We start from the raw sequence: 14,926 nt of genomic DNA, 5'->3' as shown, positions 1-14,926 counted from the left end.
ATTGCCGACAAAACACCTGATCCAGGTCACCATGGCCTATAACTGATTCAGCGATTCTCGCGGCTTTTTGCCCGTCCACCTGCAATGGAGATGCCTGTGTTTGCCAACCTGCTGATCATCCTGGCCTCATCCCTGGTGGTGATTGCGCTGTTTCGCCGGCTGCAACTGCCGCCCGTGCTGGGCTACCTGTGCGTGGGCCTGGCGGTGGGGCCGACTGCTTTGGACTGGGTGAACGACAACGAGGACCTGCCGGACTTGGCCGAGATGGGCGTGGTGTTTCTGCTGTTCTCCCTGGGCCTGGAGTTTTCCCTGTCGAAAATGTTCGCCCTGCGCCGCGTGGTGTTCGGCCTGGGCAGTTTGCAGGTGTTGGGATGCGGCGCCCTGCTCGGCGCTGCGCTGATGGGCTTGGGCCTGGCGCCGGGCATCGCGCTGTTACTGGGTGCAGGGTTGGCGTTGTCGTCCACGGCCATCGTCAGCAAGGAACTGACCAGTCTTGGGGAGATCTTCAGCAGCCACGGCCAGAATGCGATAGGCGTGCTGCTGTTCCAGGATGTGGTGGCGGTATTGCTGCTGACACTGGTGCCGGTGTTTGCCGGCAGCAGTGACCAAGCCTGGTACTGGGCATTGCCGCTGACCCTGGGCAAAACCGTGGTGTTGTTCGTCGGCCTGTTATTCGCCAGCCGCTGGTTGCTGCCGCGGTTGTTCCATGAGGTCGCCGCGTCCCATTCCGCAGAGTTGTTCGTGCTGCTGGCGCTGGTAATTGTCTTGCTCACCGCCTGGCTCACCCACCTGCTCGGCCTGTCCCCTGCCCTTGGTGCGTTTCTGGCCGGTATGTTGCTGGGCGAGAGTCATTATCGTCACCAGATAGAAGCGGATATCCGGCCGTTTCGCGACATTCTGCTGGGGCTGTTTTTCGTCAGCATCGGCATGTTGATCGACCTGCAGTTATTCGTCAGCCACAGCCTGTTGATCCTCGGCCTGACCCTTACGCTGATGTTGGTCAAAGGCTCTGTGGTGGCCGTACTGGTCAAGCTGCGTGGCAGCGACACTGAAACCGCCTGGCGCAGCGGCCTGGCCCTGGCCCAGGGTGGCGAGTTCTGTTTCGCGCTGATGGCGCAGATGCAGCAGAGCCGGTTGATTCCGGATGAGTTCAACGGCCTGCTACTGGCCGCCACGTTCTGCTCGATGCTGTTGACGCCGCTGCTGTTGCGCGCAGCGCCGGCCATTGCCCTGCGCCTGCATCGCAAGCCCAACCAGCAAGTGCAACTGGAGTACATCACCGCGCTCAACGCTCAGTTGCACGGGCACGCGGTGATTTGCGGTTATGGTCGGGTGGGACAATCGATCGGGCGGTTTTTGCGCCGCGAGCACCAGGCGTTTATCGCCCTGGATGACGACCCCGAACGGGTGCAGGAGGCCGCCACCGAGGAAAGCAGCGTGCATTATGGCGACTGCCGCCGGGGTGCCTTGCTCAGTGCCGTGGGCCTGGAGCGCGCGCGGTTGGTGGTGATCGCCGTCGACAACAGCGATGTCGCGCTGGTGGTGCTCAAGGAAGCGCGACGGATCAACCCACAGGTGCCGATCCTGGTGCGCACCCGTGATGACAGCCAGTTGGCTGAACTCAAGGCCGCGGGGGCCAGCGAAGTGGTGCCCGAGTTGCTTGAGTCAAGCCTGATGCTCGCGTCCCACGCCCTGATCCTGCTGGGCCTGCCGGACCAACAGGTACAGGCTCGGGTGGATGAAGTGCGGCAGAACCACTATCGCTTGCTGCACGGGTTTTATCCGCCGCCACACACTGATGAACAAGCGCCGATCAATCCTGACTGACCGCACCGATCTTGTGGATCGACAGGTCCGCGCCGTAATACTCCTCTTCCTGACTCAAGCGCAGCCCTTGCACGCGCTTGATCACGCCGTACACCAGCAAGCCGCCACCAAACGCCACCGACACGCCCAGGCCGGTGCCGATCAACTGGCTGATCAAGCTGACGCCGCCAAGCCCACCCAGGGTGGCCTGCCCGAAGATGCCGCAGGCGATGCCGCCCCACACGCCACACAAGCCGTGCAACGGCCATACGCCCAGCACATCGTCGATCTTCCAGCGTGCCTGGGCGGCGATAAAGCACCACACAAACAAGCCGCCTGCGACTACTCCGGTGACCAGCGCGCCCACCGGATGCATCAGGTCGGAACCTGCGCAGATCGCCACCAGCCCGGCCAAGGGGCCGTTGTGCAGGAATCCTGGGTCGTTACGGCCGATCACCAGCGCGGCCACGGTACCGCCAACCATGGCCATCAACGAATTGACGGCCACCAGGCCGCTGACCCCGTTGAGGGTCTGCGCACTCATCACGTTAAAGCCGAACCATCCCACGATCAGGATCCACGACCCCAGCGCCAGGAACGGGATGCTCGACGGTGCAAACGCCACCAGGCGCCCTTCGCGATAACGTCCATTGCGCGGCCCCAGCAGCAACACCGCCGCCAGCGCCAGCCAGCCGCCCATGGCGTGCACCACCACGGAACCGGCAAAATCGTGAAAACTGGCGCCAAAGCTTGCAAGCAGCCAGGCTTGCAGACCGAAATTGCCGTTCCACACCATGCCCTCGAAGAACGGGTAGATAAACGCCACGATCAGTGCAGTGGCGCACAACTGCGGCGCAAACTTCGCACGTTCGGCTATGCCACCGGAAATGATCGCAGGGATCGCCGCGGCGAAGGTCAGCAGGAAGAAAAACTTCACCAGGCCATAGCCATGATCGGCGCTGATGACGGCTGCCGGTTGCATGAAGCTCACACCGTATGAGATCCAATAGCCTATAAAGAAATAGGCCAGGGTGGAGATGGCGAAATCGCTGAGGATTTTCGACAGGGCGTTGACCTGATTCTTCTGGCGCACCGTGCCGACTTCAAGGAAGGCAAAGCCGGCGTGCATGGCCAGGACCATGACCGCGCCAATCAGGATAAACAGGGTATTGGAACTGTGGACGAGTGTATCCACCGCACTTTGCAGATTTTCCATGGAGGTTGGCAGGCCTGCATCAAGGCAAAAAGCACCAAATCGGTTCAAGCTGAGGGTTGGCGCACTAAATGGGTACCACCGGCTTCGTCCCTCTTGGGAGGGCACGAACCGCTTTAGCGCAGCGATCAACACAACTGACCGTTGCCGACAGGGTTTTTCCGCGGGTTTTAGTTATTTAGGGTAAGGTTTTTCAAGGCTTGCGCCCCGACCGCCCATATTCGGCGCGGGCCTCTGAGCCTGCGCACCAATGCAAAGCAAAAGCTGTACCACACAATTGCAGTGAACCTTCAGCGAACGCCGCGACTCGAAACCACACGTACAGATCAGCCACACACGGAGACAACCATGGCCGGTAAAACAGCAAAGACTGCTCAAGAGATACTGATGGCGGATTTTCAAACCCTGGTCAGTGATACCGAAAGGTTGCTGGACGACACCGCAGTGCTGGCCGGCGATCAGGCCGACGAACTGCGCACCAAGATCCACGAGAGCCTGCTCAAGGCCCGCGAGACCTTGCAACTGACCGAAGACTCCCTGCGCGAGCGCGGTCAGGCGGCCATCACCGCCACCGAAGACTACGTGCAAGCCAACCCATGGCAGTCAGTCGGCATCGCTGCCGGCGTGGGCTTTTTGATCGGTCTGCTGGCTACAAGGCGCTAATCATGTCTATCGGCGAATCCAGCTCATCAACGAGCGCACATTCTTCGGCAAGCGGTTCCACCTCCCGACGCCTGGGCGCCGCTGTGCTGGGCTTGCTGCACAGCCATGTCGAGTTGTTTGGCATCGAATTGCAGGAGCAAAAGGCCCGCACTGTCAGCCTGTTGTTGTTTGCCGGTCTGGCGTTGGTGTTCGCCCTGCTGTTGCTGGTAGGGTTGTCGACGCTGGTGATGATACTGGTGTGGGATACCGGCTACCGCCTGACGGGGATCATCTGCCTTTGCGTGTTCTATAGCCTGGCCGCGGCCTTCTGCGGTGTGCGCCTGAAAGCGGCGGTGTTCGATGAATCCACGCCCTTCCACGCCACGCTCGAAGAGCTGGCCAACGACCGGGAGCGCCTGCTGCCATGAGCATGACCGAGATCCCGAAAAATACCTCCCGCCGGGAAATGCGCAAGACGCTGATCCGCCTGCGCATGGAAATGCACCGCCAGGAAATCCGTCATGAGTCCCAGCAACTGATGGCCCCTCTGCAGAAAATGCGCAACATGCGCCACAACTGGCAGGACAGCCTGGGCATCAAGCACGCGCCACTGTGGGGCGTGGCGGCGGTGACGCTGATGGGCTTTTTCACCGGCAAGGGCGCCAAGGGCGGCAGTATCAGCAGCGTGACACGTCTGGTGCGGCTGGGTGCAGGGTTGATCCCATTGATCAAATTGGCCATGCAAGGCTCGCGCAAAAGTTAAACCTTTGCCGGCGTTTAGCGTGCCGATACCAGTGGCCCGGCCCTCGTCAACGGGTGCCGGGCCTTTTTTCGCCCGCACCGCCGACCTGTAGATTTTTGCTTGCTCCGCCACGCCGGAAACGGGAAGCTGGCGGATGTCATTCACCGAACGGAGAGTAGTTGCCTTGGATTGGCCCACCCTGCTGAACCGCGAACGCCTGGGAAAACCTCTGCACAGCCCTGAAGAACTGGGCCGCAGCCCCTTTCACAAAGACCACGACCGCATTATTTTCTCCGGCGCGTTCCGGCGCCTGGGCCGCAAGACCCAGGTGCATCCGGTATCGAGCAACGACCATATCCACACGCGCCTGACCCATTCGCTGGAAGTCAGTTGCGTCGGCCGCTCCCTGGGTATGCGCGTGGGTGAAACGTTGCGCGGCGCCCTGCCCGACTGGTGCGACCCGAGCGACCTGGGCATGGTGGTGCAATCGGCTTGCCTTGCCCACGATATCGGTAACCCGCCGTTCGGGCACTCCGGCGAGGATGCCATTCGCCACTGGTTCCAACAGGCCGCCGGGCGCGGCTGGTTGGACGACATGAGCAGCGCCGAACGCAATGACTTTCTCAACTTCGAAGGCAATGCCCAGGGCTTTCGGGTACTGACCCAACTTGAATACCATCAGTTCGACGGCGGCACGCGGCTGACCTACGCCACCTTGGGGACGTACCTCAAGTACCCCTGGACCGCCCGCCACGCCGACTCGCTGGGCTACAAGAAGCACAAGTTCGGCTGTTACCAGAGCGAGCTGCCGATTCTGGAGCAAATCGCCCATAAGCTCGGCCTTCCCCAGCTTGAAGAGCAACGCTGGGCCCGTCACCCGCTCGTATACCTGATGGAAGCGGCCGACGACATCTGCTATGCGCTGATCGACCTGGAAGACGGCCTGGAAATGGAGCTGCTGCAGTACGCCGAAGTCGAGTCGCTGTTGCTTGATCTGGTGGGCGATGACTTGCCGCAGACGTACCGCCAATTGGGCCCGCTTGACTCTCGGCGCCGCAAGCTGGCGATCTTGCGCGGCAAAGCGATTGAGCACCTGACCAATGCAGCGGCGCAGGCCTTTGTCGAACAGCAGGACGCCCTGCTCGCCGGCACGCTGCCTGGCGATCTGGTCGAGCATATGCACGGGCCGGCGAAGCGCTGTGTGCTGGATGCCAAGGACATGGCGCGCAAGAAGATCTTCCAGGACAAGCGCAAGACACTGCACGAAATCGGCGCCTACACCACCCTGGAAATCCTGCTGAACGCCTTCTGCGGCGCGGCCCTTGAACAACATGGCGGGCGCACGCCGTCATTCAAGAATCGGCGCATTCTGGACTTGCTCGGCAATAGCGCGCCGGATCCGGCCTGGCCGCTGCACGCCTCATTCCTGCGGATGATCGACTTCATCGCCGGTATGACCGACAGCTACGCCACTGAAATGGCACGGGAGATGACCGGGCGCTCCAGCCCTCAATAACGATCCGATCAAGCCGCCCGTTCCCTGAAACGAATCGCCCTACGATGGGAACAGAGCGGCCTGATCGAATTCGTACAGGCACCCGAAGAATAATCACGCACGCTCCTAACGGGCCAGCCGCGCAATTCCTACTGCCCCCATCGACGCTTGCATCACTGTGTGCACTTTTATGCCCAGACACTCTCTTCGTATTCTTTTGGTGGAGGATCACCCTTTTCAACTTCTGGCCACCCAGTGCCTGCTCAAAAGCTTCGGCTTCGAGCAACTGACACCTGTGGAAAATGCCGAGCAGGCCATACACACGATGAGTCGGTCCGAACACCCCTTCGACCTGATGCTGTGTGACCAATGCCTGCCTGACCTGCCGGGGCTTGAACTGATCGAAATCGCCAACCGCCAGCGCTTCATCACTGGCGCCATTCTGTTAAGCGGCTTACCCACACAGGAATTGATCAACCTGAGCAGGCAAGCCTTGCAACGACGTCTTCCACTGCTTGGCTATTTGTCCAAGCCCTTGAACAAAGATGAGCTGGAAAGGCTAATAGGTTAATTTTTAACTCTCTCATGTAGGAACTTAAACATCATTTTCAATGAAAAACACTATAAGGCCCGTCGTAAAATCCAAGGCCCCGTTTATTGGCGCAACCACCTTCAAATTGTTGATATACCCTGTAACGCCCCCCTAACAACTTGTAGGCTTTTGCCTTATTAAACGTAGGAACTTTCCTGTTTTGCATTTACTCCCTGTGAGCTTCATGCTGAGCCCTCATCTTCTGAGCTAATGTGCCCGCTTTATTTGCACCAGCATGGAATGTGATTATGAACTCAGTTTTTATTATTGATGACCACCCGGTAATCCGGCTTGCCATTCGAATGTTACTGGAGCATGAGGGTTACAAGGTCGTCGGCGAAACAGACAATGGGTGCGATGCGATACAGATGGTCCGCGAATGCCTTCCAGACCTGGTGATTCTCGACATCAGCATCCCGAAACTCGACGGCCTTGAGGTGCTCTGCCGATTCAACGCCATGAACACCTCGATGAAAACCCTCGTGCTCACGGCGCAATGCCCTACGCTGTTTGCCACGCGATGCATGCGCTCGGGTGCCGAGGGCTATGTGTGCAAGGAAGGGGACTTGAGCGAGTTGCTGAGCGCCATCCGTGCGGTCCTGTCCGGTTACAACTACTTCCCCAGCCAGGCGTTGAACGGCCCCGGAACGGAAGGCCTGGATGTACAAGAACTGGAACTGTTCAAGACAGTCAATGACCGGGAGCTGATGGTCTTGCAACTTTTTGCACAAGGCCGCACTAACAAGGAAATAGCCAAAGGCATGTTTTTGAGCAACAAGACTGTCAGTACTTATAAAAAGAGGTTAATGCAAAAACTCAAAGCCAAATCCTTGGTAGAACTCATCGAGATGGCAAAACGAAACGCGCTAGTGTGAGAAAGCGGATGCCCAGGCGTATAAAGGACTATCTGATTATATTGAGTGCCGGTCTGTACTTCAGCACTGCCGTGCTCGCAGAGCACCAAACAAACCCGGAACGCTTCACCTTATTGAGTCGTGCGGGAGCCGTTCAACTCGGCACTCATTTTGACAAGGCTCAGCACCAGTGGCTACAGAACAAACGCGAACTGGTGCTGGGCACCTCCGCGCCCGATTACCCGCCATTCGACCTGACGTCCAGCGGCTATGATTATGAAGGGCTGACCGCCGATTACGCGGGGTTGTTGGCCAAAGCACTCTCCTTGCCGGTCAATGTAATGCGCTACCCGTCCCGGGATGCTGCCATTCGAGCCTTGGAAACCGGGGAAATCGACTTGTTGGGCTCATCCAACGGTTTTGAGGCTGCGACACCGAACCTTATCCTCTCTGAACCCTACGCCGTGGACCAACCGGTACTGGTCACCCGCGAGGGAGAAACCCGTAGCCTCAACGAGGGCCTGGAAGGGCTGCGCTTGAGCCTTGTCTACCATTACCTGCCGCTCAATGAGGTAGAAAAGCTGTACCCCAAGGCCATCATCCGCGCCTATCCGTCTTATCAGAACGCCTTGAATGCGGTGGCCTTCGACCAGGCGGATGTGTTTCTGGGTGACACCATTTCCACCCACTACATGATCAACAAGGGTTATCTCAAAAACATCCGCATGGCCAATTTCGGCAAGCATGAGGCTTATGGTTTCAGCTTCGCCATGCGTGAAGATAACCGCGTGCTGCTGAGCATTGTCGACGCGGTCCTGGCTGCGGTCCCCATCACCGAACGAGACAGCATCGCCAAACGCTGGAGCGCCGGCAGCGATATCCTGCTCACCGACAAGAAATTGCAACTGACCCAACGCGAAGAGCGCTGGCTTAAAGAGCATCCGGTGGTCAAGGTGATCGTCAATGAAACCTTCGCGCCTCTCACGTTCTTCGATGCGGACGGCAACTTTCGCGGCATTACCGCCGATCTCCTGGAGCTGATTCGCCTGCGCACCGGCCTACGCTTTTCGATTGTACGCGGGCGTGATGTCAACGCGATGATCGATCAGGTCACCAGCCAGAAGGTCGATATGATCGGGGCCATTGTGCCGAGCAACACAAGGGACTCGCAGCTCAATTTCAGCCGACCCTACCTGGAAAACTCCTACGTATTGTTGACACGCAAGGAGCCAGGGCCGCCCGCGAACATCGCACAAATGGCAGGAAAGCGCCTGGCGATAACCCAGGGCAACCCCTTGATCGAGACCTTGACCAACGATTTCCCCCAGGTTCACCTGGTCGAAACCAGTGATACTTTCAGGGCATCGGAGTTACTCGCACAGGGCCAAGTGGATGGCGCAGTGAGCACACTGGTGATCGCCAACTACCTGCTGTCTTCCAAGGCTTTTCAGGACAAGCTGCAGATCAGCGCCAGCATTGGCACTACGCCGGCAACTTATACCCTGGCGACATCGCGCCACGCCACGGAACTGAGCTCAATCCTCGACAAGGCGCTGCTCAGCATCGCCCCGGATGAAATGGGCGTGATCAACAGTCGTTGGCGGGGTTACACCGCCGCGTCCGACAGCTACTGGCGCAACTACCATCAATTGATATCTCGAATCATCATCGGTACCGGGCTGTTGCTACTGATTTCCCTGACCTGGAACGCCTACATGCGGCGCCAGATAAAACACCGCAAAATGGCCGAACGGGCCCTGAACGACCAATTCGAATTCATGCGTGCGCTGGTCAATGAACCCCCCCATCCGATCTACGTGCGTGACCGCAACGGCCTGCTGCAAACCTGCAACGACAGCTACCTGCAGGTATTCGACGTCAAACGCGAAGACGTGATCGGCAAAAGCGTCACCCAGATGAGCATGGCCCTGGAGTCGGAGGCGGCGCAATACCATGCCGACTATCTGCGCGTAGTGGCCGAGGGCATTCCGCTGATCCTGGATCGCACATTGCATATCCACGAGCGCAAACTGACGATCTATCACTGGATCCTGCCGTACCGCGACTCCACAGGCGAAGTCCAGGGCATCATCGGCGGCTGGATCGACATCAGCGACCGACGCGAGTTGTTTGATGAGCTACGCGCCGCCAAAGAGCGGGCCGATGAGGCCAATCGCGCCAAGAGCACGTTCCTTGCCACCATGAGCCACGAGATCCGTACGCCCATGAACGCCGTGATCGGAATGCTCGAACTGACGCTCAAGCGCGCCGATCAAGGGCATCTCGACCGCCCGGCCATCGAAGTGGCGTACAACTCGGCCAAGGATCTGCTGGAGTTGATCGGTGACATCCTGGACATCGCGCGTATCGAGTCCGGCCGTCTCAGCCTGGCGCCGGAGCGCGTCAACCTGCGCGAGGTGATTGAGTCGGTGGTGCGTGTCTTCGACGGTCTGGCACGCCAGAAAACCCTCAGCCTGCTGCTGGAATTCAAGCCCGACCTGAACGATATCGAAGTGCTGATAGACCCTCTGCGCTTCAAGCAAGTACTGTCGAACCTGGTGAGCAACGCGATCAAGTTCACCGAGCAAGGCCAGGTGAAGATCAAAGTGGAAGTACAGCCGACCCAGGCACCGGAGCAGATCGAGCTGAAGCTGGTGGTGGAAGACACCGGCATCGGCATCAGCAGGGAGGATCAACTGCGTCTGTTCGAACCCTTTGCCCAAGCGGACAATTCCGGTCAACTGGCCAGGAGCGGCGCGGGGCTGGGGCTGGTGATCTGCCGCAGCCTGTGCGCCATGATGGGCGGCCAGTTGAGCCTGAGCAGCGTGCCCATGGTAGGTACCCAGGTGCACGTCAACCTGAGCGTACCCCGCCTGCAAACGATCACGGTGGTGGGTGAGCAACAGCCTGAAGCACCGGCCGCCACTCGGGTGCTGAATGTACTGGTGGTAGACGACCACCCGGCGAACCGCCTGCTGATGTGCCAGCAACTGGGCTACCTGGGTCATCAATTCACTGCCGCCGAGCACGGTGCTGCAGGGTTCCAGGCCTGGCGCAAGGAGCATTTCGACCTGGTGATCGCCGATTGCAACATGCCCATCATGAATGGCTATGAGCTGAGCCGTTCAATCCGTGAATATGAGCAACGCGAGCAATTGGTACCTTGTGTGGTGCTGGGCTTTACTGCCAACGCCCAGCCAGAGGAAAGACAACGTTGCGTGCAGGCCGGCATGGATGACTGCCTGTTCAAGCCCATCAGCCTGACCGTACTGGAACGGCAACTGGCGCAAATCGCTCCCAAACCTGCGAACCAGCGCCTGAACCTCGAGTGCCTGCAAGCGTTGACCGGCGGCGACCCGCAATTGAGTCGACGCCTGCTGGAGGAGCTGCTGAGCAGCAGCCGTGACGACCGTCAGGCGCTTGTCACGCTGTTGAACCGGCAGGCCCACCCCCCCGAGATCATTGAACAAGCCCACAAAATCAAGGGCGCTGCCCGTATCGTTCAGGCCCATTCATTGGCTGGGCAATGCGAAGCGCTGGAGCAAACCTGCGCTCGCAATGAAGAGTGGGCAACCATTGAAACCGGCATCAAGGCGCTGGAGCATCTCATGCTGGAACTGGAGAGGATGCTGCAGATTCAACTGGCCGAGCTGCAAGGCCAATAAACGCCCGGGCCCGCAACGGCAGGAGCGAGTCACTCGCTCCTGCACTCCTCTGCCGTGGCTCCCAGGTTCAGCAGTCGGTCAGCCGCAGGAAAATCGCCGCCAGCCGTTCAATCCCTGCCTGGTCCTGAGGTGTAAAACGGGCCAGCGAGGGACTGTCGAGGTCAAGCACGCCAATCAGCTGACCGTCTTTGACCAATGGCACCACCAACTCACTGTTCGAGGCGCTGTCACAGGCGATATGGCCTGGGAACGCATGCACATCCTCTACTCGCTGGGTTTGTCGTGAAGCCGCAGCAGCGCCACATACGCCACGGCCGAACGGGATACGTACGCAGGCTATCTGACCCTGGAACGGCCCAAGCACCAGTTCTTCATTGCGATTAAGGTAAAAGCCTGCCCAGTTCAGGTCATCGAGCTGGTTGAACAGAAACGCAGAAAACTGTGCACTGTTGGCAATAAAGTCACGCTCATCCGCCAGCAATGACTCCAGTTGTGCACACAGCATGGCGTAGCCATCAAGACCGCTGCCGGCCTGTTGCAAATCGATCATGGTTGACGTTCCAGCAATTTAAGACCTACCCAGTAACGGGCAAACTGATAGGCACAACGGCCATTGCGGTTACCGCGCCCTGTGGCCCAGCGCACCGCGAGTACATCAAGCTGCTCATCGCGCTGCCACTGCAAGCCGGCCTTGCCGGCCAACTCGCCAATCCAGTGTTCCACCACATCCAGGAAATGCTCCTGGGAAAACGGATAGAACGACAGCCACAAGCCAAAACGGTCCGACAAGGCAATCTTGTCCTCTACCGCCTCGCTCGGGTGCAACTCGCCATCCACACGTTTCCAGTTGTCGTTGTCGCTCTGGTTCTCCGGCACCAGATGACGGCGGTTGGACGTGGCATACAGCAGCACGTTTTCCGGCGCCTGCTCCAGGGAGCCGTCCAGCACGCTTTTGAGCACGCGATAATCGCCTTCGCCGGCTTCGAACGAGAGGTCATCGCAAAACAAAATGAAGCGCTGCGGCAGTTTTATCAACTGTTCGACCACGCGCGGCAGGTCGGCCAGGTGGTCGCGTTCGATTTCGATCAAGCGCAGACCCGCCGTGGCGTGCTGAGCCAGCAAGGCGCGCACCATGGAAGACTTGCCGGTGCCGCGAGAACCCCACAGCAGCGCATGGTTGGCGGGCAGGCCATCGAGGAACTGCTGGGTATTACGCGCCAGTTGTTCACGTTGCTTGTCGACGCCAATCAGGTCCGACAAGCGCATATCCAGGCTCACTTCCAGCGGCAACAGGAAGCCACTGCGACCTTCACGCTGCCAACGAGCGGCCAGGCATTGGCGCCAGTCGATGGCTTGGCGCGGGGCCGGCAATAAGGGTTCCAGGCGAGCAAGTACGGCGTCGGCCCGCTCAAGGAAGGCATTCAATCGAGAATCCATGATTATTCCTCTGGCAAGTTCTTGTAAAAGATGGCGTATTGGCAACCCTGCGGCAGACCGCATGAGGCTGCGTCAAAAAACGATTCGTGCCCGGCAAGCAGAAGCTTGGGGATGTTCAGCTATGCTTGCCGGGCGAAAGGAAACGTGAAGTGGTTCAACACTCGATGGATATCAAGTTCGCCCACCGCTTGTCTTATAAACAAGCCAGATTGACTGTGCTGGTCGGTTTCGTGTTGGGAACCTTGCTCAGTCTGATCCAAATCGGCATTGATTATGCCAGTGAAGACGCATCCATCAACCGTGAAATACGCTCACTGATTGAAATCAGCCATAACCCCGCGTCGCGTATCGCCTACAACATCGATGCCGAACTCGCCCAGGAGCTGACCCTGGGCCTGCTGCACTCCCCTGCCATCACCCGTGCGCAGCTGATCGACAACAATGGCGCGGTGCTGGCCGACGTCAACCGCCCGCGCAAAGAAAGCAACTATCGTCCGGTCAGCGATTTTCTGTTTGGCGCCAATCGTCAGTTCGAGGACCGACTGTTTCTCAACCATATGCCCAACGAATCCCTCGGCGTATTGCGCCTCGACGTTGATACCTATGCCTTTGGCAGCCGTTTCCTGCATCGCGCCGAGATCACCCTGCTCAACGGATTTACCCGCAGCCTGCTGCTGACCGGGATCTTGCTGGGCTTATTCTACGTAATGCTCACGCAACCGCTGGTACGTATTATCCGAGAGTTGAGTACCCGCAAACAGGCACGCCTGGATTGCCCGCCGGGGCATGAGCACGACGAAATCGGCGTATTGGTCGACGTCGCCAACCAGCAATTTGAAAACATGGAAACCGAGATCCATCAGCGGCGTCACGCCGAGGACCGCCTCACCGAATACCTGGGCCAATTGGAAAATATCGTTTCGGCGCGCACCCTTGAACTCAAGGCCAGCAACCAACGCTTGAGCCAATCCAATGATGAACTGGAAGCAGCCAGGATGACCGCGCTGGGGATGGCACAGGCACGGGCCGCGTTCCTGGCCAATATGAGCCATGAAATCCGTACGCCGCTCAATGGTTTGCTGGGGATGATTGCACTGTCGCTCGACAGCCCACTGAATGCCGAGCAGCGCCAGCAACTGTCGATCGCCCATGACTCGGGCAAAGTGCTGGTCGAATTGCTCAACGATATTCTCGATCTGTCCAAGTTCGATGCCGGCCAACTGGAACTGGAACATATCCCCTTCGACCTGGGCTCACTGGTGGAAGACACTGCCAACCTGCTGTCGCAGAATGCGGCGCCGAGTGTCGAGCTGACGTGCCTGATTGATCCACAGTTTCCCGCCCAGGTCATCGGCGACCCGACCCGGGTGCGGCAAATCGTCAGTAATCTGCTTTCCAATGCCTTGAAGTTCACGCGCTTCGGCCGGGTCGATGTGCGCCTGCGTGCCCTGGAAGGCAGGGTCAATATTGAAGTCTGTGATACCGGCATTGGTATCGCCCAGGAAGCCCAGGTGAAAATCTTCCAACCCTTCACCCAGGCCGGTGCGGGCATCACCCGTCAATTTGGCGGTACGGGTTTGGGACTGGCCTTGACGCACAATCTGTGTGAAGCCATGCAAGGCCGCTTGAGTATCAGCTCGGAGGTGGGCTTTGGCAGCCAGTTCTGCGCCGACCTCCCGCTACCCACCCATTTACCTGCCACGCGCTATACACCGCTCACAGGTGATGTAATCGCCATCACCCATGCCGGTGGCGGGTTGACAGAGCTGCTCACCACCCTGCTGCCCTCTTGGGGGCTGACACCAAGGTGCTATTCCCAAGACGATGATTTGAGCGCACTGGCCCCTGACCTGTTGATTACCGACTGCCCTGAATGCTTGTTCCGCTTGCGCCCGGCAATCAGCGCGCCGATTCTGCTGGTCACCGCCTATGGCAACTTCATGCCCAGTGAAGAAGTCGCGGCGCTGGCACCGCTGCAGCAACAAGCACGCCCATTGAGCCGTAACGCGCTGTACCAGATCCTGCAACGCAACCTGCGCAGCAGCACGCAACCGATCCTCGACCCGATCCAGATGGAAGCCGCGCCGCTGGCTCACCGCGCGCGCATCTTGTTGGTGGAGGACAACGCGGTCAATCAACTGGTGGCCAAGGGGATGCTCAGCAAGCTGGGGTGTGAGGTGATTGTGGCTGCCCATGGTGGGGAAGCGCTCAAGCTGCTTGAGGACCAGCGCTTCGATATGGTGCTGATGGACTGCAACATGCCGGTGATGGATGGCTACGAGGCCAGCCGGCAAATTCGCCGTAGCGGGCGCTGGCCAGACCTGCCCATTGTCGCCTTGACCGCCAATGCCCTGTCCGAAGAGCGCGAGCGTTGCCGGGCGGCGGGCATGAACGATTACCTGGCCAAGCCGTTTCGCCGCGAAGAGCTCCATGCGCTGCTGGAGTTGTGGGTACCGACGACGACAAGCCTCTGAGGCTGC

12 protein-coding genes are annotated in these 14,926 nt (G+C 59.1%); 9 read left to right on the top strand and 3 right to left on the bottom strand.

The genetic code is table 11. The features are described 5' to 3' along the window. Positions 1-90: 90 nt before the first annotated feature. Positions 91-1,827, top strand: coding sequence for a monovalent cation:proton antiporter-2 (CPA2) family protein (locus tag TK42_RS21275; protein ID WP_146097890.1), 1,737 nt, complete (start codon positions 91-93; stop codon positions 1,825-1,827). Here the strand turns inward: TK42_RS21275 and TK42_RS21270 are convergent. Next, positions 1,814-3,022 carry an ammonium transporter gene (locus TK42_RS21270; RefSeq protein WP_032877119.1) on the bottom strand — a complete coding sequence of 403 codons (1,209 nt, stop codon included), beginning with the start codon at positions 3,020-3,022 and terminating at the stop codon, positions 1,814-1,816. The two genes, TK42_RS21275 and TK42_RS21270, sit on opposite strands and share 14 nt — an antisense overlap. Before the next feature lie 345 nt (positions 3,023-3,367). On the opposite strand from TK42_RS21270, the gene TK42_RS21265 reads away from it, so the two are divergent. The 7 genes from TK42_RS21265 to TK42_RS21235 all read left to right on the top strand — a co-directional run bounded on the left by TK42_RS21265 (position 3,368) and on the right by TK42_RS21235 (position 11,009). Beyond that, positions 3,368-3,682: a YqjD family protein gene (locus tag TK42_RS21265; RefSeq protein ID WP_005786475.1), complete on the top strand. Its 315-nt coding sequence runs from the start codon at positions 3,368-3,370 to the stop codon at positions 3,680-3,682. 2 nt (positions 3,683-3,684) lie between these two features. Next, on the top strand, positions 3,685-4,089 hold the full coding sequence (locus tag TK42_RS21260) for a phage holin family protein (protein WP_005786473.1): 405 nt from the start codon (positions 3,685-3,687) through the stop codon (positions 4,087-4,089). Continuing rightward, positions 4,086-4,424: a hypothetical protein gene (locus TK42_RS21255; protein WP_032877120.1), complete on the top strand. Its 339-nt coding sequence runs from the start codon at positions 4,086-4,088 to the stop codon at positions 4,422-4,424. Before TK42_RS21260 ends, TK42_RS21255 begins: the two co-directional genes overlap by 4 nt. 163 nt (positions 4,425-4,587) lie before the next feature. Continuing rightward, the gene (locus TK42_RS21250) at positions 4,588-5,919 is read left to right on the top strand and encodes a deoxyguanosinetriphosphate triphosphohydrolase (RefSeq protein ID WP_005786469.1); all 1,332 of its coding nucleotides are present in this window, start codon (positions 4,588-4,590) and stop codon (positions 5,917-5,919) included. A 169-nt stretch (positions 5,920-6,088) separates the two neighbouring features. After that, positions 6,089-6,469, top strand: a complete 381-nt coding sequence (locus TK42_RS21245; protein WP_032877121.1) for a response regulator — start codon at positions 6,089-6,091, stop codon at positions 6,467-6,469. 269 nt (positions 6,470-6,738) lie between these two features. After that, a complete protein-coding gene (locus tag TK42_RS21240) occupies positions 6,739-7,365 on the top strand; it encodes a response regulator transcription factor (RefSeq protein ID WP_005786466.1) in 627 nt (208 codons plus the stop codon). 8 nt (positions 7,366-7,373) lie between these two features. After that, positions 7,374-11,009, top strand: a complete 3,636-nt coding sequence (locus TK42_RS21235; RefSeq protein WP_103735062.1) for a transporter substrate-binding domain-containing protein — start codon at positions 7,374-7,376, stop codon at positions 11,007-11,009. Between the two features lie 67 nt (positions 11,010-11,076). Here TK42_RS21235 and TK42_RS21230 read toward each other — a convergent pair whose 3' ends face one another. Next, a complete protein-coding gene (locus TK42_RS21230; protein ID WP_032877122.1) occupies positions 11,077-11,559 on the bottom strand; it encodes a GAF domain-containing protein in 483 nt (160 codons plus the stop codon). After that, positions 11,556-12,446 carry an ATP-binding protein gene (locus TK42_RS21225; RefSeq protein WP_032877123.1) on the bottom strand — a complete coding sequence of 297 codons (891 nt, stop codon included), beginning with the start codon at positions 12,444-12,446 and terminating at the stop codon, positions 11,556-11,558. Before TK42_RS21225 ends, TK42_RS21230 begins: the two co-directional genes overlap by 4 nt. 164 nt (positions 12,447-12,610) lie before the next feature. Here TK42_RS21225 and TK42_RS21220 point away from each other — a divergent pair, with 164 nt between their 5' ends. Further along, on the top strand, positions 12,611-14,920 hold the full coding sequence (locus TK42_RS21220; protein WP_032877124.1) for a response regulator: 2,310 nt from the start codon (positions 12,611-12,613) through the stop codon (positions 14,918-14,920). Positions 14,921-14,926: the final 6 nt, after the last annotated feature.

Origin of the sequence: Pseudomonas sp. GZJR-8, from assembly GCF_002916705.1 — a bacterium.
Classification (GTDB): domain Bacteria; phylum Pseudomonadota; class Gammaproteobacteria; order Pseudomonadales; family Pseudomonadaceae; genus Aquipseudomonas; species Aquipseudomonas synxantha_A.
The sequence above is the reverse complement of the archived record's forward strand: the minus strand, read 5'-3'. Positions and strand labels throughout refer to the sequence as shown.